The organism is Mesorhizobium silamurunense, from assembly GCF_014843825.1.
Classification (GTDB): domain Bacteria; phylum Pseudomonadota; class Alphaproteobacteria; order Rhizobiales; family Rhizobiaceae; genus Mesorhizobium; species Mesorhizobium silamurunense.
The window spans coordinates 1-21,852 of the sequence record NZ_JHQR01000062.1; the positions used below are offsets into that span (position 1 = coordinate 1).

17 protein-coding genes, 1 tRNA gene and 2 pseudogenes are annotated in these 21,852 nt (G+C 63.7%); 12 read left to right on the forward strand and 8 right to left on the reverse strand.

Translation table 11 applies throughout. From position 1 onward, the window contains the following. Window positions 1–157 (forward strand): annotated as a pseudogene (locus tag DH10_RS36705) (DUF459 domain-containing protein); the annotation flags it as partial. Here DH10_RS36705 and DH10_RS07105 read toward each other — a convergent pair. After that, window positions 154–1,608, reverse strand: coding sequence for a glutamate synthase subunit beta (locus DH10_RS07105; RefSeq protein ID WP_192384560.1), 1,455 nt, complete (start codon window positions 1,606–1,608; stop codon window positions 154–156). The pseudogene DH10_RS36705 and the gene DH10_RS07105 sit on opposite strands and share 4 nt — an antisense overlap. Window positions 1,609–1,764: 156 nt before the next feature. Next, on the reverse strand, window positions 1,765–6,498 hold the full coding sequence (gene gltB, locus DH10_RS07110; protein WP_192384561.1) for a glutamate synthase large subunit: 4,734 nt from the start codon (window positions 6,496–6,498) through the stop codon (window positions 1,765–1,767). 496 nt (window positions 6,499–6,994) lie between these two features. Between gltB and DH10_RS07115 the strand changes: the two genes are divergently transcribed. Further along, window positions 6,995–8,047: a threonine aldolase family protein gene (locus tag DH10_RS07115; protein ID WP_192252371.1), complete on the forward strand. Its 1,053-nt coding sequence runs from the start codon at window positions 6,995–6,997 to the stop codon at window positions 8,045–8,047. On the opposite strand, the gene DH10_RS07120 is transcribed toward DH10_RS07115, so the two are convergent. Beyond that, on the reverse strand, window positions 8,048–8,800 hold the full coding sequence (locus tag DH10_RS07120) for a sulfite exporter TauE/SafE family protein (protein ID WP_192384562.1): 753 nt from the start codon (window positions 8,798–8,800) through the stop codon (window positions 8,048–8,050). It lies immediately after the preceding gene. Between the two features lie 133 nt (window positions 8,801–8,933). Next, entirely contained in the window at window positions 8,934–9,401 is a 468-nt protein-coding gene (locus DH10_RS07125; protein ID WP_192252367.1) for an Hsp20 family protein, read from the reverse strand. 480 nt (window positions 9,402–9,881) lie between these two features. On the opposite strand from DH10_RS07125, the gene DH10_RS07130 reads away from it, so the two are divergent. After that, window positions 9,882–10,838 (forward strand): alpha/beta fold hydrolase, encoded by a 957-nt coding sequence (locus DH10_RS07130; RefSeq protein ID WP_192252364.1) that lies wholly within the window; start codon window positions 9,882–9,884, stop codon window positions 10,836–10,838. Window positions 10,839–10,998: 160 nt separating this feature from the next. Further along, window positions 10,999–11,457, forward strand: a complete 459-nt coding sequence (locus tag DH10_RS07135) for a hypothetical protein (RefSeq protein WP_192252361.1) — start codon at window positions 10,999–11,001, stop codon at window positions 11,455–11,457. A 109-nt stretch (window positions 11,458–11,566) separates the two neighbouring features. Here the strand turns inward: DH10_RS07135 and hisN are convergent, their stop codons facing one another. Both hisN and DH10_RS07145 read right to left on the reverse strand, forming a co-directional pair. Continuing rightward, the gene (hisN, locus tag DH10_RS07140; protein ID WP_192252358.1) at window positions 11,567–12,340 is read right to left on the reverse strand and encodes a histidinol-phosphatase; all 774 of its coding nucleotides are present in this window, start codon (window positions 12,338–12,340) and stop codon (window positions 11,567–11,569) included. A gap of 304 nt (window positions 12,341–12,644) precedes the next feature. Further along, complete coding sequence (locus DH10_RS07145) at window positions 12,645–13,586, reverse strand: N-formylglutamate amidohydrolase (protein WP_192252355.1); 942 nt, start codon at window positions 13,584–13,586, stop codon at window positions 12,645–12,647. Window positions 13,587–13,750: 164 nt separating this feature from the next. Here DH10_RS07145 and cpdR point away from each other — a divergent pair, with 164 nt between their 5' ends. The 4 genes from cpdR (at window position 13,751) to DH10_RS07165 (ending at window position 15,852) form a co-directional block, all read left to right on the forward strand. After that, window positions 13,751–14,113, forward strand: a complete 363-nt coding sequence (gene cpdR, locus DH10_RS07150; RefSeq protein ID WP_006199474.1) for a cell cycle two-component system response regulator CpdR — start codon at window positions 13,751–13,753, stop codon at window positions 14,111–14,113. Between the two features lie 111 nt (window positions 14,114–14,224). Further along, window positions 14,225–14,299: transfer RNA gene (locus DH10_RS07155), tRNA-Val, on the forward strand. Between the two features lie 401 nt (window positions 14,300–14,700). After that, a complete protein-coding gene (locus DH10_RS07160) occupies window positions 14,701–15,492 on the forward strand; it encodes a cysteine hydrolase family protein (protein ID WP_343221487.1) in 792 nt (263 codons plus the stop codon). Between the two features lie 222 nt (window positions 15,493–15,714). Continuing rightward, window positions 15,715–15,852 carry a hypothetical protein gene (locus DH10_RS07165; protein ID WP_192384563.1) on the forward strand — a complete coding sequence of 46 codons (138 nt, stop codon included), beginning with the start codon at window positions 15,715–15,717 and terminating at the stop codon, window positions 15,850–15,852. On the opposite strand, the pseudogene DH10_RS37815 reads toward DH10_RS07165, so the two are convergent. Together DH10_RS37815 and DH10_RS07170 are read right to left on the reverse strand one after the other, a co-directional pair. Beyond that, window positions 15,846–15,932, reverse strand: a pseudogene (locus DH10_RS37815) (GDP-mannose 4,6-dehydratase); the annotation flags it as partial. The gene DH10_RS07165 and the pseudogene DH10_RS37815 overlap by 7 nt on opposite strands. A 101-nt stretch (window positions 15,933–16,033) precedes the next feature. Next, window positions 16,034–17,188 carry a dihydrodipicolinate synthase family protein gene (locus tag DH10_RS07170; protein ID WP_192384564.1) on the reverse strand — a complete coding sequence of 385 codons (1,155 nt, stop codon included), beginning with the start codon at window positions 17,186–17,188 and terminating at the stop codon, window positions 16,034–16,036. Between the two features lie 231 nt (window positions 17,189–17,419). Here DH10_RS07170 and DH10_RS07175 point away from each other — a divergent pair, with 231 nt between their 5' ends. Genes DH10_RS07175 through DH10_RS07190 form a run of 4 tightly spaced genes read left to right on the forward strand, consistent with a single transcriptional unit; the run spans window position 17,420 to window position 21,852 of the window. Further along, window positions 17,420–18,472, forward strand: coding sequence for a LacI family DNA-binding transcriptional regulator (locus tag DH10_RS07175; protein ID WP_192255431.1), 1,053 nt, complete (start codon window positions 17,420–17,422; stop codon window positions 18,470–18,472). Then, window positions 18,469–19,485 (forward strand): Gfo/Idh/MocA family protein, encoded by a 1,017-nt coding sequence (locus tag DH10_RS07180; RefSeq protein WP_192384565.1) that lies wholly within the window; start codon window positions 18,469–18,471, stop codon window positions 19,483–19,485. Before DH10_RS07175 ends, DH10_RS07180 begins: the two co-directional genes overlap by 4 nt. After that, complete coding sequence (locus DH10_RS07185; protein WP_192384566.1) at window positions 19,482–21,083, forward strand: malonate decarboxylase subunit alpha; 1,602 nt, start codon at window positions 19,482–19,484, stop codon at window positions 21,081–21,083. Before DH10_RS07180 ends, DH10_RS07185 begins: the two co-directional genes overlap by 4 nt. Next, complete coding sequence (locus DH10_RS07190) at window positions 21,076–21,852, forward strand: enoyl-CoA hydratase/isomerase family protein (RefSeq protein ID WP_192255436.1); 777 nt, start codon at window positions 21,076–21,078, stop codon at window positions 21,850–21,852. The genes DH10_RS07185 and DH10_RS07190 overlap by 8 nt, the downstream gene beginning before the upstream one ends.

Consider the following 21,852-nt stretch of genomic DNA (forward strand, 5'->3'; position numbering starts at 1 on the left):
CGCGCCGCCCGCCAAGGCCGATCCGAACCTGCCGGGTGAAAAGCTGACCGTCGAAGGCAAGGCGCCCGCCGCCTCGCCCGGCCGCGCCGACGATTTCTCCTGGCCGCCGAAGACGCCCACCGCATCGTCGGACACGACCACGGCAATCAATCGCTAACGAGGCAGTACCGTCGACCCCATCAGCGCTTCGTCGATCGCGCGCGCCGCCTGGCGGCCTTCGCGGATCGCCCACACCACCAGCGACTGGCCGCGGCGCACGTCGCCCGCCGTGTAGAGCTTGTCGACGCTGGTCTTGTAGTCGCGGTCGTTGGCCTCGACGTTCCTCGAGCGGCGACTGTCGGTGACGACCTTTATCTGCCCGTCGAGTTCCTTCATCACGCTGTCGTTCACCGGACCGGCAAAGCCGATGGCGATGAAGGCGAGATCGGCACGTATGACGAATTCGGTGCCGGGAACAGGCTTGCGCTTCTCGTCGACCTCGCAGCAGCGGACGCCGGTCAGCTGGCCGTCCTCGCCGATGAATTCGAGCGTCGCCACCTGGAATTCGCGCTCGGCGCCTTCGGCCTGCGAGGAGGATGTGCGCATCTTGGTCGCCCAGTAAGGCCAGACAGCGAGCTTGTCTTCCTTCTCCGGCGGCTGCGGACGGATGTCGAGTTGTGTCACGCGGACCGCGCCTTGCCGGAAGGCGGTGCCGATGCAGTCGGACGCGGTGTCGCCGCCGCCGACGACCACCACATGCTGCCCGCCGGCGATGATTGGATGCGAGGGCCAGGCCACCGACTGGATCGGCTCGCCGCCGACGCGGCGGTTCTGCTGGACCAGATAGGGCATCGCATCGTAGACGCCGCTGAGATCGTCGCCCGGAATGTTGGCGGGGCGCGGCGTTTCCGAGCCGCCGCAATAGAGCACGGCGTCGTACTCGGCGAGGAGCTCCGCAACAGGCTTGTCGACACCGACATTGACGCCGCAATGGAAAGTCACGCCCTCGCCCTGCATCTGCTCGATGCGGCGGTCGATGTAATGCTTCTCGATCTTGAAGTCGGGAATGCCGTAGCGCATCAGTCCGCCCGGCCGGCTCTCGCGCTCATAGACATGCACGTCGTGACCGGCGCGGCCGAGCTGCTGGGCGGCGGCCATTCCTGCCGGCCCGGAGCCGATGACGGCGACGCGCTTGCCGGTCTTCTTCTCCGGCGGATAGGGCCGGATGTGGCCGGTCTCGTAAGCCTTGTCGGCGATCGCCTGCTCGATCGTCTTGATGGCGACCGGAATGTCCTCGAGGTTCAGCGTGCAGGCTTCCTCGCACGGCGCCGGGCAGATGCGGCCGGTGAACTCCGGGAAATTGTTGGTCGAATGCAGGTTGCGGATCGCGCTGTCCCAGTCGCCGTTGTAGACGAGGTCGTTCCAGTCCGGGATCTGGTTGTGGATCGGGCAGCCGGTCGGCCCATGGCAGTACGGAATGCCGCAATCCATGCAGCGCGCCGCCTGTTTCTCGACCTCCTTGTCCGACATCGGCAGCGTGAATTCACGGAAGTGCCGGATGCGATCCGAGGCAGGCTGGTACTTGTGCACCTGCCGGTCGATTTCGAGAAACCCTGTTACCTTGCCCATAGTCCAGTCCCTGCTGTCCGAAGGCACGCTCGAATGCCTAGCTTGTCGGCGCACCCGTTAACCTCATAAGGCCGCCGTGGCAACCTTGGTTCCGAGGTCAGGATTGTTGGTGAGGATGCCGGCCGGGGCATTATCTCCCCCGGCCATGCCCGAAGCCTATTCCGCCGCCACGCTCATGCGCATGCGTTCCATCTCGATCAGCGCGCGGCGATACTCGACCGGCATGATTTTCCGGAATTTCGGCCGGAAGCTTGCCCAGTTGTCGAGGATCTCGCGGCCGCGCACCGAGCCCGTGTAATGGACGTGGTTCGAGATCAGCTGATAGAGCCGCTCCTCGTCGTGGCTGGTCATGTCGCCGGAGACGTCGACGCGTCCCTTGTGGTCGAGGTCGCCGCCGTGATGGAGCAGCTTCTCCATCAGGTCGTCCTCTTCCGGAACCGGCTCCAGCTCGACCATCGCCATGTTGCAGCGCTCGGCGAAATCGCCCCTCTCGTCCAGCACATAGGCGACGCCGCCCGACATGCCGGCGGCGAAGTTGCGCCCCGTTTTGCCGATGACGACGACGATGCCGCCGGTCATGTATTCGCAGCCATGGTCGCCGACGCCTTCGACGACGGTGACGACGCCGGAATTTCGCACCGCGAAGCGCTCGCCGGCGACACCGGCGAAATAGGCCTCGCCCTCGGTCGCGCCGTAGAGCACCGTGTTGCCGACGATGATAGATTCGGCAGCTATGATCTTGGCCTCTTCCGGCGGCCGGATGACGATGCGGCCGCCCGACAGGCCCTTGCCGACATAGTCGTTGCCGGCGCCGACCAGTTCGAAGGAAACGCCGCGCGCGAGAAACGCGCCGAAGGACTGGCCAGCCGTGCCGGTGAGCTTGACGCTGATCGTGTCCTCGCGCAGCCCCTTGTGCTTGAAGCGCTTGGCCACTTCGCCCGACAGCATCGCGCCGGCGGAGCGGTCGACATTGCGGATCGGCAGCTCGATGGTCACCGGCTGCTTGGCTTCGAGCGCCGGCTTCGCCAGCTCGATCAGCTTGCGGTCGAGCACGTCGTCGATCGGATGCTTCTGCCGTTCGGTCCAGTGCAGCGCCTCGTGCGGCGCATCGGGCTTGAAGAACATCTTCGAGAAGTCGAGTCCGCGCGCCTTCCAATGCTGGATCACGTCGCGCTTCTCCAGAAGGTCGGTGTCGCCGATGATCTGGTCGAGATGGGTGAAGCCCATTTCGGCGAGCAGCGCACGCACCTCTTCCGCAACGTAGAAGAAGAAGTTGATGACGTGTTCCGGCGTGCCCTTGAAGCGCTTGCGCAGCACCGGGTCCTGCGTCGCCACGCCCACCGGGCAGGTGTTCAGGTGGCACTTGCGCATCATGATGCAGCCGGCCGCGATCAGCGGCGCGGTCGAGAAGCCGAACTCGTCGGCGCCGAGCAGCGCACCGATGATGACGTCGCGGCCGGTGCGCAGGCCGCCGTCGACCTGCAGCGCCACGCGGGAGCGCAAGCCGTTGAGCACCAGCGTCTGATGCGTTTCGGCAAGGCCCATTTCCCACGGGCTGCCGGCATGCTTGAGCGAGGTCAGCGGCGAAGCGCCGGTGCCGCCGTCATAGCCGGAGATGGTGATGTGGTCGGCGCGCGCCTTGGCGACGCCCGCCGCGACCGTGCCGACGCCGACCTCCGACACCAGCTTGACCGAGACGTCGGCCGCCGGATTGACGTTCTTCAGGTCATAAATCAGCTGCGCCAGATCCTCGATCGAATAGATGTCGTGATGCGGCGGCGGCGAGATCAGGCCGACGCCGGGCGTCGAATGCCTGACCTTGGCGATGGTGGCGTCGACCTTGTGGCCGGGCAACTGGCCACCCTCGCCGGGCTTGGCGCCTTGGGCCACCTTGATCTGCATGACGTCGGAATTGACCAGATACTCCGCCGTCACGCCGAACCGCCCCGACGCCACCTGCTTGATCGCCGAGCGTTCCGGGTTCTTGCCGCCGCCGGGCAGCGGCAGATAGCGGTCGGCCTCCTCGCCGCCCTCGCCGGTGTTCGACTTGCCGCCGATGGTGTTCATGGCGCGCGCCAGCGTGGTGTGCGCTTCCCTGGAGATCGAGCCGAAGGACATCGCTCCGGTCGAGAAGCGCTTGACGATCTCGGCCGCCGGCATGACGTCGTCGAGCGCGACCGTCTTGCGGCCGGTCTCTTCCGCCAACTTGATCTTGAACAGGCCGCGTATGGTCTGCGCGCGCGCGGTCGCGCTGTCGATCTGCGCCGAATATTCCTTGAACGTGTCCCAGGAGCCCTGGCGCACGGCATGCTGCAAGGTCGCAACCGCGTCCGGCGACCACATATGCGCCTCGCCACGCATGCGGAACATGTACTCGCCGCCGACCTCGAGATTGTTGCGCAGCACAGGGTCGTTGCCGAAGGCGTCTGTGTGACGGCTGAGCGTCTCGGTCGCGATCTCGTCCAGCCCGACGCCTTCGATCAGCGTCGCGGTGCCGGTGAAGTATTTCTCGACGAAATCCGACTTGAGCCCGATGGCGTCGAAGATCTGCGCGCCGCAATAGGACTGATAGGTCGAGATGCCCATCTTGGACATCACCTTGAGGATGCCCTTGCCGATCGACTTGATGTAGCGGGAGACGACTTCATATTCGTCGACCTCTTCCGGCAGCTCGCCGCGCTTGTGCATGTCGAGCAGCGTGTCGAAGGCGAGATAAGGGTTGATCGCCTCGGCGCCGTAGCCGGCCAGGCAGCAGAAATGATGCACTTCCCGCGGCTCGCCGGATTCCACGACCAGCCCGACCGCAGTGCGCAGGCCCTTGCGGATCAGGTGGTGGTGCACCGCCGCGGTGGCGAGAAGCACGGGAATGGCGATCCGGTCCGGCCCGACCTGGCGGTCGGACAGGATGATGATGTTGTAGCCGCCGGCGACCGCCGCCTCGGCCCGCTCGCAGAGCCGGTCGATGGCGCCCTGCATGCCGGCCGCGCCCTCGTTCGAGCCATAGGTGATATCGATCGTCTTGGTGTCGAAACGGTCCTCGGTGTGGCCGATGGAGCGGATCTTTTCGAGATCGCCATTGGTCAGGATCGGCTGGCGCACTTCCAGCCGCTTGCGGCGCGACGTGCCGACCAGATCGAAGATGTTCGGCCGCGGCCCGATGAAGGACACCAGGCTCATCACCAGCTCCTCGCGGATCGGGTCGATCGGCGGGGTGGGGACCTGGGCGAAGTTCTGCTTGAAATAGGTGTAGAGCAGCTTCGACTTGTCCGACATCGCCGAGATCGGCGTGTCGGTGCCCATCGAGCCGACCGCTTCCTGGCCGGTGGTGGCCATCGGCGCCATCAGAAGCTTGGTGTCTTCCTGCGTGTAGCCGAAGGCCTGCTGGCGATCGAGCAGGCTGACGTCCTTGCGCAGCGCCCGCGGCTCGACCGGCTTCAGGTCTTCGAGGATGAGCTGCGTGTTGGCGAGCCAGGTCTTGTAGGGGTGCCTGGTCGCGATCTCCGACTTGATCTCCTCGTCGGAAATGATGCGGCCCTTGGCAAGATCGATCAGCAGCATGCGGCCGGGCTGCAGTCGCCACTTCTGCACGATCTTTTCCTCCGGCACTGGCAGCACGCCGGCTTCCGAAGCCATGATGACGCGGTCGTCGTCGGTGACGATGTAGCGCGCCGGCCGCAGACCGTTGCGGTCGAGCGTCGCGCCGATCTGGCGTCCGTCGGTGAAGACGACTGCCGCCGGCCCGTCCCACGGCTCCATCAGAGCTGCATGGTATTCGTAGAAGGCCTTGCGGTCCTGATCCATGAGCTTGTTGCCGGCCCAGGCTTCCGGGATCAGCATCATCATGGCGTGGCTTAAGCTGTAGCCACCCTGGAACAGGAACTCGAGCGCATTGTCGAAGCACGCCGTGTCCGACTGGCCTTCATAGGAGATCGGCCACAGCTTCGAGATATTGTTGCCGAACAGCTCGGAATCGACCGAGGCCTGGCGCGCCGCCATCCAGTTGTTGTTGCCGCGCACCGTGTTGATCTCGCCGTTATGCGCGACCATGCGGTAGGGATGCGCCAGCTTCCATGACGGGAACGTGTTGGTCGAAAAGCGCTGGTGGACGAGGATCAGCGCCGTCTCGAAACGCGGGTCGTTGAGGTCCTTGTAATAGGCCCCGACCTGGTAGGCGAGGAACATACCCTTGTAGACGATGGTGCGCGCCGACAGCGACACGCAGTAGGAACCGATGTCCTTGTTGTCATTCTCGGCATAGATGCGGCCCGAGATAACCTTGCGCAGGAGATAGAGCCTCGCTTCATACTCCTCGTCGTCCGGAATGTCGGCAGTACGGCCGATGAACACCTGACGATGGAACGGCTCGGACGCGACGATCTCCGGCGCCTTCGACAATGACGAATTGTCGACCGGCACGTCGCGGAAGCCGATGAGCGGCAGCCCTTCCGACTGCGCCGATTCGGCTATGATGTCCTCGATATGGGCGCGAAGGGCCGCGTCCTGCGGCATGAACCAGTGGCCGACGCCGTACTGGCCGGCGGGGGGCAGTTCGACGCCCTTGGCCGCCATCTCCTCACGGAAGAAGTGGTCCGGAATCTGCACCAACACGCCGGCGCCGTCGCCGACCAGCGGATCGGCACCGACGGCGCCGCGATGGGTGAGGTTTTCCAGCATCGCCAGGCCGTCCTCGACGATCTGGTGCGACTTCACGCCCTTCATGTTGGCGATGAAGCCGACGCCGCAGGCGTCATGCTCGTTGCGCGGATCATAGAGCCCTTGCGCGGTCAAGCCGGTAGTCGGGCCGTTGGTCGCGCGAGTCGGATTTTTGACAACTGCCGCTTTCGTCTGCGCGGCCTGGCCGTTGATCGCAGATCGCGTCAGTTCCGTCATCGTCCTGTCCTCCGTTCCGCACCCTTTGGCGGTGATTTCCCTTAGGGCGCTGGTTTGCCTTGGGAAGCACAATGCTTCCCCTTCATCCTTGCTGCACGTCTCGCGAAATTCTTGCCGAACCATGCGGCCATACGCCCGGTTCGCATCCGGTATCGTACAGGCCAGAGCGGAGCCGTCTACCCGCCGCTCGCGACAATGGCCGGAATGGCATCGATGATACGCCAGTCCAGCCTGTTTTGTGCGACAAAATAAGACAGCACTACTGTCCTAAATTTTTTATGGCAGAATTCGGGGGCCTGCACAAGACCGATTCACAAAAATCTTGGCCTCGCCGCGACACAAAATTTCGTGACGGGATCGAGAAATGTAAGCTTTGGTCGCAACCATGTGCGGCCGCCGGCTGGCTTCACAGCTTTGCCAATGATTGGCTCTTGCGCATCGGACGCCAAAGCAGTCAAGTCGCGCCGCTTTTGCCAATCACGATACGGACCTCTCGATGTTCTTTGCATCCGACAACTGGGCGGGCGTCCATCCCGACATTTCGGCCAATCTTTCCCGCCACGCGGCCGGCATCGCGAGCGCCTATGGTGACGGCGAGTTGGACCGCGCCGTCTATCGTCGCTTCAGCGAGGTCTTCGAGCGTGAAGTTCAGGTGTTCTTCGTCGCCACCGGCACCGCGGCCAACGCGCTGTCGATGGCGGCGTTGAACCGTATCGGGGGCATCGCCCTTTGCCATTCCGAAGCGCATATGAATGTCGACGAATTCGGCGCGATGGGCTTCTACACCGGCGGCGCGCGCATGGCGCCGGTCCCGGGACCTCTGGGACGCATGAACCCGGAGGCTCTCGATCGGGCTATAAAGCGCTATTCGCAGGATCTTGCGCCCGCCGGCCAGCCAATGGCGGTGACGATCACCCAGGCGACCGAGGTCGGCACAGTCTATACCGTCGACGACGTCAACGCGATCGCCGAGGTCAGCCGCAGGCATAAGCTGCCACTGCATATGGACGGCGCGCGCTTTGCAAATGCGATCGCGGCGACTGGCGTGACTCCTGCTGAAATGACCTGGAAAAGCGGCGTCGATCTCATCTCCTTCGGCGCCACCAAGAACGGCTGCTGGATGGCCGATGCCGTGGTGATTCTGAACCCCGATGTCGGCGGCGACCTGCGCCTGCTGCGCCAGCGCGCCGGTCAGACTTTTTCCAAGGCGCGCTTCATCTCGGCCCAGTTCGAAGCCTATCTCAGCGACGACCTGTGGCTGAGGATGGCGCACCACGCCAATGCGATGGCCGCACATCTGGCCGAGACCATCGAGGACTCGCCGGCAGGCAAGCTCGCCTGGCTGCCGCAGGCCAACGAAGTGTTCGCCATCCTTGACCGCGCGGTTGCCGAAAAGCTGCAGGCCGCCGGCGCCAAATTCTATGAATGGGGCGTGCCGCAGGGTTTTGACGGCCATCTCGGCGACGGTGAAGCGATCTACCGCTTCGTCGCAAGCTTCGCGACCACGACGCGAGAGATCGATCGTCTCGGTCAACTGCTCTCCGAATGATCAGGCGAGGCAGGGCCTCAGCAACAGTTCGGAGCCAAGCAGGATCAGAAAAATCAGGAACCAGCGGCGGAATGCCGCCGGGCTGATCCGCTGCCGCAGGACCTGCCCGAGCCACATGCCAAGCAAGGCCGGCAGCACGACAAGCGAGGACATCGCCAGATGTCCAGGCTCGAAGGCGCCATGCGATGCGAGCCCTATCGCCAGCGCGATGGTAGAGACGGTGAAGGAAAGGCCGAGCGCCTGGATGAGATCGTCCCGGCTCAATCCGAGCGCCTGGATATAGGGCACGGCGGGCACCACGAAGACGCCCGTGCCCCCGGTGACCAGCCCCGTGAGGAAGCCCACGACCGGCGAAGACCAGCGCTCGGCTCCCGCCGGAACTGCGGGCTGTCGTGCCAGCAGGCTGTAGGCGGCATAGGCGATCAATGCCGCGCCGAGGCCGGCGGTCGTCCATTTGACATTGTCGCTGGCCAGCAGCCGCGAGCCTATAACGGTGCCGATCACGATGCCCGCCATCATCAGCCAGAGTCGCCGCAGGATCGATGCAAAGCTCGGGCCGGCGAAGAGCTGCCAGACATTGGTGACGAAAGACGGCACGATGAGCAGCGACGCGGCAGCGACCGGCGGCATTACCGTGCCCAGCAATCCCATCGCCAGCGTCGGCAGGCCCATGCCGGTCACGCCCTTGACGATCCCCGCCAGCAGGAAGGTGATTGCAACCGTGCAGGTGAGGGCCAGGGAAAAATCAGACATTGCCCTTCATGGAAGGACAATACTGGCTCCAAAAGAGCCAGAACGATCCGTTGCCCATGGCACAAAAAAGCGGCGCCTTTCGACGCCGCTTTCGTCTCGGGAGGGAGACGTATTTCCAGATGGAGCTCGCGGGTTACGCGGCAGCCTTGGCCTCGATCTGCTTGGCCTTGTCCGAAGACGAGGTGATCGCAATCTTGCGCGGCTTGAGCTCGTCGGGGATGTTGCGCTTGAGGTCGACGAAGAGCAGGCCGTTCTTCAGCGTGGCGCCCTCGACCTCGACGTGGTCGGCGAGCTGGAAGCGGCGCTCGAAGGCCCTCGAGGCAATGCCGCGATAGAGCAACTCGGAACCCTCGCCGTTGTTCTCTTCCTTGCGCTCGCCCTTGACGGTCAGCACATTGCGGTGCGCCTCGATCGAGATCTCGTCTTCCGAGAAGCCGGCAACCGCCATCGAGATACGATAGGCGTTCTCGCCGGTGCGCTCGATGTTATAGGGCGGATAGGTCTGCGCGCTCTCGGGCTGGCCGAGCGTATCGAGCATGGTGAACAGCCGGTCGAAGCCGACGGTCGAACGATAAAGCGGGGAAAAATCAACGTGACGCATGGTGTGTTCTCCTGTTGAGCAACATGGTTTGCGTATGACCCGGTGCGAAACCCTCGAAAGGCGTTCCGGATAGGCCAGCGGCCCCGACATCGGCGGCCACAATCTCCATTTGGGAAGCGCAAAAGCCCATTTCAAGAACTTCGCGCGATCAACTTCCCTTCGATCTTTCCGCCCGATGAACGCCAGATGAACCGCGGCTTCGGCATCCGTTCAGCCTGGCCTGGCTAGGCTGCGCCCAAGAATACGGACATGCGGCGCCTCGATCGGGGCGCCGCGACGAGGCCGAACCGGGTGCAACGTCCCTTCCTCCCGGATCGACAGAGGCCGGAAGCGCGCCGCAGGCGCTTCCGGCCTTCCCCGTTTCGAGCTCGGTGAAAGCCGCGCGCAAATCCCGCAACGCCTTTGCTTTTGGCGCATGGCCGTCTATCACCATGGCAACGCCTGGCCCGTTCGGGCAAAGAACAATCTACGAAGCGCCGAATGACGGACCTTTTCCACCACACCGAGGGCAATCCGCCGCCTGAGCATGCCGCCGGTGGCTTTTTCCCAACCCGCGACGGCAGGAAGATCCGCTATGGCGTCTTCGCTGCGGTCGCCCGCCCGCTGCAGGGCACGGTGGTGGTGCTTACCGGCCGCAACGAGTGCATCGAGAAATATTTCGAAACCATCCGCGACCTCGCCGGCCGCGGCTTCGGCGTTGCCATCCTCGACTGGCGCGGCCAGGGCGATTCCAGCCGCCTGCTGCGCGACCGGCAGCGCGGCTATGTCCGCAGCTTCTGCGACTACACCGGCGACCTTGAGCAGTTCTTCGAGGAGATCGTGCTGCCGGATTGCCGCGGCCCCTATTACATTCTCGCCCATTCGACCGGAGCGGTGATTGCGCTGCTTGCCTCGCCGTCGATGGTCAACCGGGTGCGGCGCATGGTGCTGATCGCGCCCTTCCTGGCCGTGCCCGACTTGCAAGTTTCGATAACCACCATACGGCGCGTCTGCGCGGTGTTCTGCGCGCTGGGCCTCGGCCGCCTCTATGCCGCCTTGGGGCCGCGTCCGAAATTGCCGACGCCCTTCGAAATCAACAAGGTAACCTCCGATCCGGAGCGCTACCGGCGCAACACGGACATCTACAGGGCTTGGCCGCAGTTGGGTCTCGGTGGTCCGACCATCCGCTGGCTGAAGGCCGCCGCCGAAGCCGCGGAAGCCGTCAGCGATCCCGATTTCATGGCAAGGATCCGGGTGCCGATGCTGATCGTCGCCGCCGGCGCCGACCAGGTCGTGTCGACCAAGGCGGTGGAGGCCTATGCCAGGCGGCTGCGCGTCGGCTCGCTGTTGATGATCGACGGCGCCCATCACGAGATCCTGCAGGAGAAGGATCTTTTCCGCGAGCAGTTGCTCGCGGCCTTCGATGCGTTCATTCCGGGCACCGGCGACGTCCCCTGACCGGCTCGGCAGCACGCCCGTCCTGAGAGCCAGTCCGCAGCGTGGCTCCCCGACCGATGGGCGAACTTCGCCGCCTCGGCTTATTCCCGTTCGGGCGCCGAGCGCTAGGTTGCTGTCCAGGAGGTCATACGCCAGTCGACAGGGACCGGGAGGAGAGAACATGAACGCATCGAGCCCGCTATCGCGTCAGGGCCATCGCCTGCTGCAGATCGGCGTCGCCCTCCTGCTGTTTTCGTCCTTCGAAGGGTTTGCGATCCCGTACCTCGCCGCGCCGCGGCTCGGACTGTCCGCGCACACGCTCAGCGGCCTGCAGGGCGTTCTCCTGCTGGCGCTGGGTCTCATGTGGCCCAGGCTCAATCTCGGCGCCGCGATGTCACGGGTTGCATTCTGGTTCCTGATCTATTCGGCCTTGGCCATCCTGGCCGCCTATGTAATGGCCAGCATCTGGGGGGCCGGCAACGAGACAATGCCGCTGGCGGCCGGAGCCTTCCATTGGAGTGCCTTCCAGGAAGGCGTGATCAAAGGGATAGGGTATTCGTCCGCGCCGACCGGCCTGATCTCTTTCGCCCTCATCCTATGGGGCCTGCGTCTCGCGGGCGCTTCGTCCACCAACGCCTGATGCACGTCGCCCAGAAGTGCGTAGCGGTTCTGGGATAACGACATGCATCAAAACAAAGGCTTAAAGCGCGTCGCTGAATCCATTTCAGCGCGACGCGCTTTAGAGATGCTCAGCCGCGCAACGCTGCCATCGCCGCGGCGTGCAATTCCGGCGTCGCCGCCGCCAGTATGTCGCCGCCCTTTTCCGCCGGCCCGCCCTCGAATGTGGTGACCACGCCGCCCGCCTTCTCGATGATCGGGATCAGCGCCACGATGTCGTAGGGTTTCAAGCCTGGATCGGCGACAATGTCGACGCTTCCCGCCGCTATCATCGCGAAGGCGTAGCAGTCCGTGCCGTAGCGGGCGAGTTGCACCTGCTTCTCGAACTGGTCGTAGCGGCTGCGCGCCTCGCCCTTGAACAGCGCCGGCGTGGTGGTGAACAGCGTCGCCTGCGAAAGCTCCGTCGTCTTGCGCGTCGCGAGCTTGCGCGGGCCGCCCGGGCCTTCGTAGTGCGAGCCGGACGCATTGGCATAGAACAGCTCGCCGGTGAAGGGTTGCGACATCAGGCCCGCGACGGCATCGCCGTCGACCGTCAGTCCGACTAGCGTTCCCCAGACCGGCAGGCCGGAAATGAAGGCGCGCGTGCCGTCGATCGGGTCGATGACCCAGACATGCCGGCTCGAAATATTCTCGCTGCCATGCTCCTCGCCGAGGATGCCGTGATCGGGGTATTCCGCTGAGATAAGCGCCCGGATCGCCCGCTCGGCCTCGCGGTCGGCCTCCGTCACCGGATCGAAGCTTTCGGCTTGTTTGTTGGTGACCTCGCCCTGGCTGCGGAAGCGCGGCAAGGTCTCGGCCGCGGCGGCACGCGCGATGCGCCGCATGAAATCAATACTGATATCCAACTCGCTCTCCCCATTGCGGCAGCCGTCGGCAGCCGCCGTTTCTGCCCGGAGCAAAGACGCAAAGGCCGATCAGGCGCCGCGCATTTGTTGCCCGAATGTCACACCTCAGCCGCCGAAACGGAATTTGCACATCATATTGAATTAAAAAAGCCCGAAGTCGATTGACATTTGTGCATCGCACAATAGTTTTGTTCTCGGACAGCTTATCCTGTCCATGCCCTCCTTGGGCGTTTCCTCCCTAGACTTCGACCGTGTCGTGAAAACGACGCGGTCTTTTTTTAAGCCGCGAATCGTCGGGTTGCGATCATTCCGCGGCGAGCGGCAGGTCGACGAAATTATGGTCGGGCATCGACATCAGCTCGGCCGAAAACCGCGCCAGGTCGTCGGCAAGCGCGTCGAAGCCGGCCGACTTCTGGAACGTCCGCTCGTTCATGTAAAGTCCGCGATTGACCTCTATCTGCAGCGCGTGGAGATGACGCGCCGGCCGCCCGTAATGCTCGGTGATGAAGCCGCCGGCATAAGGCTTGTTGTGCGCGACCGCGTAGCCCATGCCCGTCAGCAGGCCGATCGCCGTCTCGGTCAGAGCCGCGGTCGCGGAAATGCCGAAACGGTCGCCGATGATGAAATCCGGCCGCGCCCCGTTGTCGCCGACGCGGATGCTGGCCGGCATTGAATGGCAATCGATCAGCACGGCATAGCCGAAGCGGGCATGGGTTCTGGTCAGCAGCCGCTTCAGCGTCTCGTGATACGGCTTGTAGACGGCCTCTATGCGCCCCACGGCCTCGGCCAGAGGCAGGCGCCCGGGATAGATGTCGAGCCCCTCTCCTACCAGCTTCGGCACCGTGCCCAGCCCGCCCGCGACGCGGGCAGAACGGATGTTGCAGAAGGACGGCACCGGCTCCGCGAACATGCGCGGATCGAGTTCCCACGGCTCGCGGTTGACGTCCAGATAGGCGCGCGGGAAATTCGCCGCCAGCATCGGCGCGCCGAGCGCGACGGCGCCGCCGAACAATTCATCGACATAGCAATCCTCCGACCGGCGTATGGCGTTGCGGTCGAGCCGCGCCATGGCCAGGAAGCGCTCGGGATAGTGGCGGCCGCTATGCGGCGAATTGAACAGGAAAGGTACGCGTTGCTCGGCGCCCAATCGGATTTCGAAGGGTGGTACGACCGAAAAATCCTCGGCTGCCGTCTTCAATTTGAACGAACCAGGAAACAGCACTGCATCATGACGCAAAACTGCCATCTTGCGCCCGTCATGTCCAGCATCTCAGCCCACGAAACGGACAGTCGAAGCGGGCGGGACAAGGCCAATGTTCACTTGATGTTTACCGTCTCCTCCTCATATACAGGATGGTTAACGGGCTTGCCCGGCGGCAGGCTTGGGGCGGGTGATTCGGACGGGATATGATGGCACGCATTCTGCTGGCGGAAGACGACGACGATATGCGCCGGTTCCTCGTCAAGGCGCTGGAGCGTGCCGGTTACCAGGTAAGCGATTTCGACAATGGCGCCAGCGCCTATGAGCGGCTGCGCGAGGAGCCTTTCTCGCTGCTTCTGACCGACATCGTCATGCCGGAGATGGACGGCATCGAGCTTGCCCGCCGCGCCACCGAGATCGATCCGGACCTCAAGGTCATGTTCATCACCGGTTTTGCCGCCGTCGCGCTCAATCCGGATTCCAAGGCGCCCAAGGACGCCAAGGTGCTGTCGAAGCCATTCCATCTGCGCGACCTCGTCAACGAGGTCGAGAAGATGCTTCAGGCGGCCTGAGATATTTTCCGCACAGGCGGCGCTTCCGCCGGTGCGGCAAAACGGAGCTTCTTTTCACAATTCCTGCTATTGACGCGCCGGACCAAAAATGGTGTATGCGCGGCTTCGGATGGGCGTGTAGCTCAGCGGGAGAGCACTGCATTGACATTGCAGGGGTCACAAGTTCAATCCTTGTCACGCCCACCATCCAGTTTTTGATAGCTTTTCAATAGCTTAGCTATCAAAACAAATCCCATCGAATGACCCTTGATTTGGCTGCTGGTCACAAACTGGTCACAGCAAAGGGTTCGTCATGGCCAGAATTCGGAAGCACTGCGACAAGTATCAGGTGCAGGTTCGCAGGAAGGGCGTTGCCCCTTTAACCAGAACATTCACAGTCCTTGCTGACGCTAAGGAATGGGCGAGGCATCAAGCTAGCTTCCTGTTGGATGCATTCGGCAATCTGCGGCGTTCCGGGTTGAAACCCATAAGCTCGACATCGTGGTTCGAAGTATGTGGCAATAGTCGCCGGGAAAGCTGTTTTGAACGTAACCGCTGCTCTAGTCCGCCAAGCAGGGATGTAGCTCCCCTTTGTTGACGCGATGTAGGTGGCGGATCATGATGACAAGGGCGCAAAGAGCGACCCCTCATGCTGGGGGAGGATAAAAATGCATCCACTTGTCATCGACGCGAAGCCTCAACCTATTTTAATTGATACTGCTAACGCTGCAGTTCTCGTCGTGGACATGCAGAATGACTTCGGCTCCAAAGGTGGAATGTTCGACAGAGCTGGAATCGATATCTCCGGGATTCAACGGGCTGTCGGCCCTACTGCCAGCGTAATAGCGGCCGCTCGCGATTTGAGAGTGCCCGTCGTCTATCTGAAAATGGGGTATTATTCCGACCTCTCGGACCTTGGGAAATCGGACGCCCCCAACCGTATCCGACATCTCCAGATCTTTGGGGTCGGTGAGAGCATGACAGCCCCGGATGGCAGCGAGAGCCGGATTCTGATCCGCGACACCTGGGGAACAGATATCGTTGACGACCTCAAGCCAGAGCCGGGGGATGTCGTCCTCTACAAAACGCGATTCAGCGGTTTCTACGAGACCGAACTCGATTCTGTTCTGAAGACCGCAGGCATCAAACACCTCATCGTGACAGGATGCACGACCAGCGTGTGTGTGGAATCGACAATTCGGGATGCCTTCTTCAGGGACTATCACTGCATACTGCTGACGGATTGCACCAGCGAGCCCATCGCTTGGGACGCCTCAAGGAGCAATCATGACGCCTCGATCACGCTCGTGCAGATACTCTTTGGATGGACATCGACGTCCGACCAGTTCCTGAAGGCGATCGAGGAGCGAGTTCAGGGGCGTTTTGAACTAGCCGAATGAGCTGGCGAGGCCGCATATCACCCGAACTCAGATCGCGACCACGGAGCGCATCAGCCACACTGCAGCGGCCGTGTCGGAAGGACCGTACCGCGACAGACACGGACGGTCCCGGTGTCCGGCGGCAACGCAGGACAGGCGCGAGACCGAGCTGCCGCGCTCAGTCGGCGATCAAGGTCAGGATATTCTCAACCGGCCCGGATTCTCAGCCGCCTGAGCCGCCACATGGCCATCGCCAGGCCCGTTTTCGGCTTCTGGCCCATCGCCACGCGCCGCCTGATTCTTCGGAAGATCGCGTTTTCAGGCTCCGTCTTCACCACCCGCGTCGGGCCGACGCTCGCTCATTCAGACGCGCCGATGTAGCCCTTCTCAAGCAGCAATTGTGCCAGATAGGCCCCGTCCTGCCCGGTTACGCCGGTAGTCAGAGCTACTTTGTCCGTCATTGCCGCATTCATCCACATGAATTGGCAAGCGATTGCAGATTTGCCGGCGGAAGGCAAATCCCGATGCGGGGAAAGACTTAACCCATAGAAGTCAATCTGGCTCAGACGCCTGAGACGGCGCAGAGGGCTTTCATCCTGGCGACGGCGAGGTCAGGGTTGGCCAGCAATCCCGCCTGGTCGGCGAGGCGAAAGATGTCGGCGTAGTGGCATATGCCGCGCGCCGACTGCATGCCGCCGACCATGGCGAAATGATCCTGGTGCCCGTTCAGCCAGGCCATGAAGACGATACCCGCCTTGTAATATTCGGTCGGCGCCTCGAAGATCTTGCGCGACAGCGGCACGGTCGGCGCCATCAGCGCGTCATAGCCGGCCCGGTTGCCCTCGCCGAGCTTCACCAGCGCGGCGTTGGCCACCGGCGCGATGGCGTCGAAGATGCCGAGCAGCGCATGCGAGTGCCTCTTGCCGTCGCCGGCGATCAATTCCGGGTAGTTGAAATCGTCACCCGTGAACATCACCACGCCTTCAGGGAGGCGGTCGCGCAGCAACACCTCCTTGCCGGCATCGAGCAGCGATATCTTTATGCCTTCGACCTTGTCGGCATGCCGCTCGATGATGGCAACGACCGTCTCCAGCGCAGGCTCGAAATCCCGACTGCCCCAATAGCCCTTGAGCGCCGGGTCGAACATGTCGCCCAGCCAGTGCAAGATCACCTTGCCGGAGGCCTGTGAGAGAATGCGGTCGTAGACGCGCGCGTAGTCGTCCGGTCCCTTGGCCACCGCCGCCAGCGCGCGGCTCGCCATCATGATCGCCTTGCCGCCCTCGCCTTCGATGAAGGCGAACTGCTCCTCATAGGCACGGATCACGTCGTCCAGGGTCCTTGCCGCCGCCGGCGCCAGTTGGTCGGTGCCGGCGCCCGAAGCGAGATCGGCGCCCTTGATCGTACGTGCCTCGGCGATCGAGCGGCGGATCAGTTCCTTCGCGCTTGCCCAGTCGAAACCCATGCCGCGCTGGGAAGTGTCCATCGCCTCGGCGATGCAGAAGCCGAGCCGCCACAAATGATGGCGAAAGGCCATGGTCTTGTCCCAGTCGACCGCCGGCCGCGACCAGGGATCGGTCATGGCGAAGGGGTTGGCGACGACATGGGCGGCGGCATAGGCGACGCGCGGGAAATCCGCGCCGATGATCGGCTCCGCCGGTTGGCCAACCAGCCGGTAGGCGACACGGTCGCCATTCTCCGCAGGCAGGATGATGTCCATCGAAATCTCCCTTTGCGGCAGCCTATAAATGGAACGTTCCAATAAATCAAGAACCTTTACAACTCTTGTGACTGAAGCGATTCAATGCTGCATCATGCTCCATCGACCTAGCATTTGCCGGGTCATTCATCAATTTTTTGAATTTCACAAGAATCCCAATTGACTCCGGTTTGGCGCAATGTTTAGAACGTTCCAATAGATTTGACGCCGAACGCGGAGGAAAGCACGGACATGGCCAGCCGGGCCAAGGCGACGATCCTGGATATCGCCCGCGAGGCTGGCGTGTCCAAATCGACGGTATCGCTCGTGCTGCAAGGCAGCGGGCTGATCCGGCCTGAGACAGCGGTCAAGGTGCGCAAGGCGATCGAGGATGTCGGCTATGTCTACAACCGTGGCGCCGCCAATCTGCGCAAGGCGCATTCCAACGTCATCGGCATGGTGATCAACGACCTCACCAATCCCTTCTTCGCCGAGCTGGCGGTCGGCATGGAGCGTGTCTTCCAGGCCGCCGGTATCGTGCCCTTCATCGCCAACACGGCGGAAAACCCTGTGCGTCAGGAAGAAGTGCTGAAGTCGCTGATGGAGCAGGGCGTCGCCGGCTTGATCGTCTCGCCGGCGCGCGGCACCACGCCCGGCGCCTTCCGCCGCATCGAGGCGGCCGGCGTACCGATCGTCTTTGCCATGCGCCGTCTGCCCGAGAGCCGCATCCCGGCAATCGCGCCCGACAACCATCGCGGCGCCTATCTCGCCACCCAGCATCTGATCGGCAAAGGCCATCGCCGATTAGCCTTCTTCGGTGGCTCCTCGGACCTGGTGGTTTATCACGACCGGCTGGGCGGCTTCCTCGAAGCCTGCGAGGCCCTTGGCATTCCTGCCGCTGACAGGACCATCGTCGAGGGCGAGACCAGCCGCAGAGGCGGCATGGCTTGCCTTGAGACCGCCCTTGCGGCACCTGAGCCGCCGACGGCCGCCCTTTGCTTCAACGATGCCGTCGCTTTCGGCGTCATGTTGGCGCTGCGCAAGCGCGGCCTGGAGGCAGGAACGGATTTTGCCGTGGTCGGCTTCGACGACGTGGCCGAAGCGGAACACTACATGCCGGCGCTGACCAGCGTTGCAGTCGATACCGCCGGCCTCGGCGAGCGCGCCGCCCACGTCATGCTGAAGATGATCCAGTCGCGCACGACGCGCGCCGAGGATCATATCGGCGCGGTCAGCCTGGCCATCAGGGAGAGTTGCGGCCCGGATCGCAATGCGCGCGGCGTTGGAATGGGAGATGCGGCATGAGCGTGAGATGGGGCCTGATCGGCGCAAGCACGATCGCCAGACAGTTCATGATCAACGCCATTCGCGCGCAGGCCGATGGCGAGGTCGCCGCCGTGATGAGCTCCAGTCCCGAGCGCGCAGAAGCCTATGCCAGGGAAAACGGCATTCCTACAGCCGTCTCGGCGCTCGATGCGTTGCTCGCGGCCGATATCGACGCCGTCTACATCTCCACCACCAACGAGTTGCACCTCGAACAGGGGCTTGCCGCGATCGAGGCCGGCAAGCATGTGCTGTGCGAAAAGCCGCTGGCGCTGACCAGCGCCGATGCGCGCAAGATGGTCGCGGCTGCCAGGAAAGCCGGCATCGTGTTCGGCACCAACCATCATCTGCGCAATGCCGGCGCGCACCGTGCGATGCGCGAGGCGATTGCGGCGGGGCGCATCGGCAAGCCGATCGCCGCGCGTGTCTTCCATTCCGTCTACCTGCCTGAGAGCCTGCAGGGCTGGCGCATCACCAGGCCCGAAGCCGGTGGCGGCGTCGTGCTCGACATTACCGTCCACGATGCCGACACACTACGCTTCGTGCTCGGCGACGATCCGGTCGAGATATCGGCTTTCACGCAGTCGGCCGGCATGGCCGGCGGCGGGCTGGAGGACGGCGCCATGTGCATCTGGCGCTTCAAGTCCGGCGTCATTGCGCAATCGCATGAGGGCTTCACGACGAAATTCGCCGGCACCGGCTTCGAGGTGCATGGATCGGAAGGCTCGCTGATCGCCACCAATGTGATGACGCAGAAGCCGGTCGGCTCCGTGCTGCTGCGCACCGCCTCGGGTGAAGAAGAGCTGAGCTTCGACCGCGAGGACCTCTACACGCGCTCGCTGCGCCAGTTCCACGCCGCGATCAGCGGCGAAGGCCAGCCTTCCGCCACCGGCGAGGACGGCATCTGGTCGCTGGCGTCGGCCGAAGCCGCGCTGCAATCCTCGAAAACCGGCAAGGCTGTGACCATCGATCCGCAACTCGGGAGCCTCGCGTGAGCAAGCTCGTCTCGGCGGCCCATGCCGCCAGCCTGATCAAGGACGGCATGGTCGTCTCGGTGTCGTCGTCGAGCGGCCTCGGCTGCCCCGATGCCGTGCTTGCCGCGATCGGCGAGCGCTTCGACACGGAAGGTCATCCGAAGGCGATCACCACGCTGCACCCGATCGCCGCCGGCGACATGTACGGCATCAAGGGCATCGACCATCTCGCCAAGCCCGGCTTGCTGAAGCGCACGCTTTGCGGCTCCTATCCTTCCGGCCCCTCCTCCGCAGAGCCGCCGCAGATCTGGAAGATGATCGGCGACAATTCCGTCGCCGCCTATAACGTCCCTTCCGGCATCCTGTTCGACATGCATCGCGAGGCCGCCGCCAAGCGGCCGGGCGTGCTGACCAAGGTCGGCCTCGACACTTTCGCCGACCCGCGCCACCAAGGCTGCGCCATGAATGAGGCAGCCGGCGAGCCGATCGTCTCGGTGCAGCAGTTCGACGGCGAGGAATGGCTCTATTTCCGCGCCATCGTTCCAAACGTCTCGATCATCCGTGCCACCTCCGCCGACGAGCGCGGCAACCTCACCTACGAGCATGAAGGCGCGTATCTCGGCGGTCTGGAACAAGCGCTCGCAGCCCGCAACAATGGTGGCATCGTCATTGCGCAGGTGAAGCGCGTCGTTGAGAACGGCACGCTGAAGCCGCATGACGTGCGCGTCCCCGGCGTGCTGGTCGACCATATCGTGGTGGCGCCCGACCAATTGCAGACGACGCAGACGCCTTACGACCCGGCGATCTCAGGCGAAATCTTCCGCCCGCTCTCGACCTTCCGCACGCCCGAGATGAACGTTCAGAAGGTGATCGCCCGCCGCGTCGCGATGGAATTGCGCGACGGCATGGCCGTCAACATCGGCTTCGGCATTTCCGCCAACGTGCCGCGCATCCTTCTGGAGGAAGGCCAGCACGGCAAGGTCACCTGGGTGATCGAGCAGGGCGCCGTCGGCGGCGTGCCGCTGCTCGACTTCAAGTTCGGCTGCGCCTCCAATGCCGAGGCGATCATGCCCTCGCCGCACCAGTTCATCTACTTCCAGGCCGGCGGCTTCGATGCCTCGCTGCTTTCCTTCCTGCAGATCGACCGTCACGGCTCCGTCAACGTTTCGAAGCTTTCGGCACGGCCGCATGTCACCGCCGGCGCCGGCGGCTTCGTCGACATCACGTCGCGGGCGAAGAAGATCGTCTTCTCCGGCTTCTTCAATGCCGGCGCCAAGCTCTCGCTGGCCGATGGCGGCATCCGCATCGACCAGGAAGGCAAGGTCAAGAAGGTGGTCGAGGAGGTCGAGCACATCTCCTTCTCCGGCAAGCGCGCGGTCGCGCAAGGCCAGGACATCACCTATGTCACCGAACGCTGCGTGATGAGGCTGACGCCGGACGGGTTGATGGTGACGGAGCTGGCACCCGGCATCGACCTCGAGCGCGATGTGCTGGCGCAGGCCGACATTCCGCTCGCCATCGCCAACGACCTCAAGGTGACGCCTGCGTCGCTTTACCAGGACCGGCCGATCGGCTTGTCGCTCAACGGCGGTGCCTCGCTCGGAGGTGCACATGGCTGAGCGCCTCGTCACCTTCGAAAAGGACGGCGCCATCGGCGTCGTCACGCTGCGGCGGCCGGAAAAATTCAACGCGCTCGACATTCCGATGCTGCGCGCGCTCGAAACCGCGCTCGACGAGGCCGAACTGGCCGAAGGCGTCCGAGTCGTGCTCATCCGCGGCGAAGGCAAGGGTTTTTGCGCCGGCGGCGACGTCGAGGCCTGGGGCGCGATGAGCGCCGCCGATTTCCAGGTGCAATGGGTCCGCTACGGTCACCGCGTCTTCGACCGGTTGGCTCGCTTGCGGCAGCCTACGATCGCCGTGCTGTCCGGTCACGCGCTGGGCGGAGGGCTTGAGCTGGCCGCGGCCTGCGACTTCCGCGTCGCCGAAAGCCGGGTGAAGCTTGGCTTCCCCGAAACCTCGATCGGCGTCGTGCCCGGCTGGTCCGGCACGCAACGCGCCGTGCGCCGCTTCGGCGCGCAAGCGGTGCGGCGCATGGCCCTCGGCGGTGAGATCCTGCAGGCAGCCGAAGCGCTTGCGCTCGGCGTCGTCGACCGCGTCGTCGACAGCGGCAAGGCGTTCGACGAAGCCAGGGCCTGGGGCGAAAAGATCGCCGAGCGCGGGCCGCTCGCAACCGAGGCCGCCAAGCTGATGATCGCCGTTGCCGAAGGCGAGGAGAATGCCGCCGCGACCGAGGTGCTGGCGAGCGGCTTCATTGCGTTGACCGGCGACCTCAAGGCCGGCGTCGGCGCCTTCAAGGCCAAGCAGAAGCCGGCCTTTTCGAGATCCTAG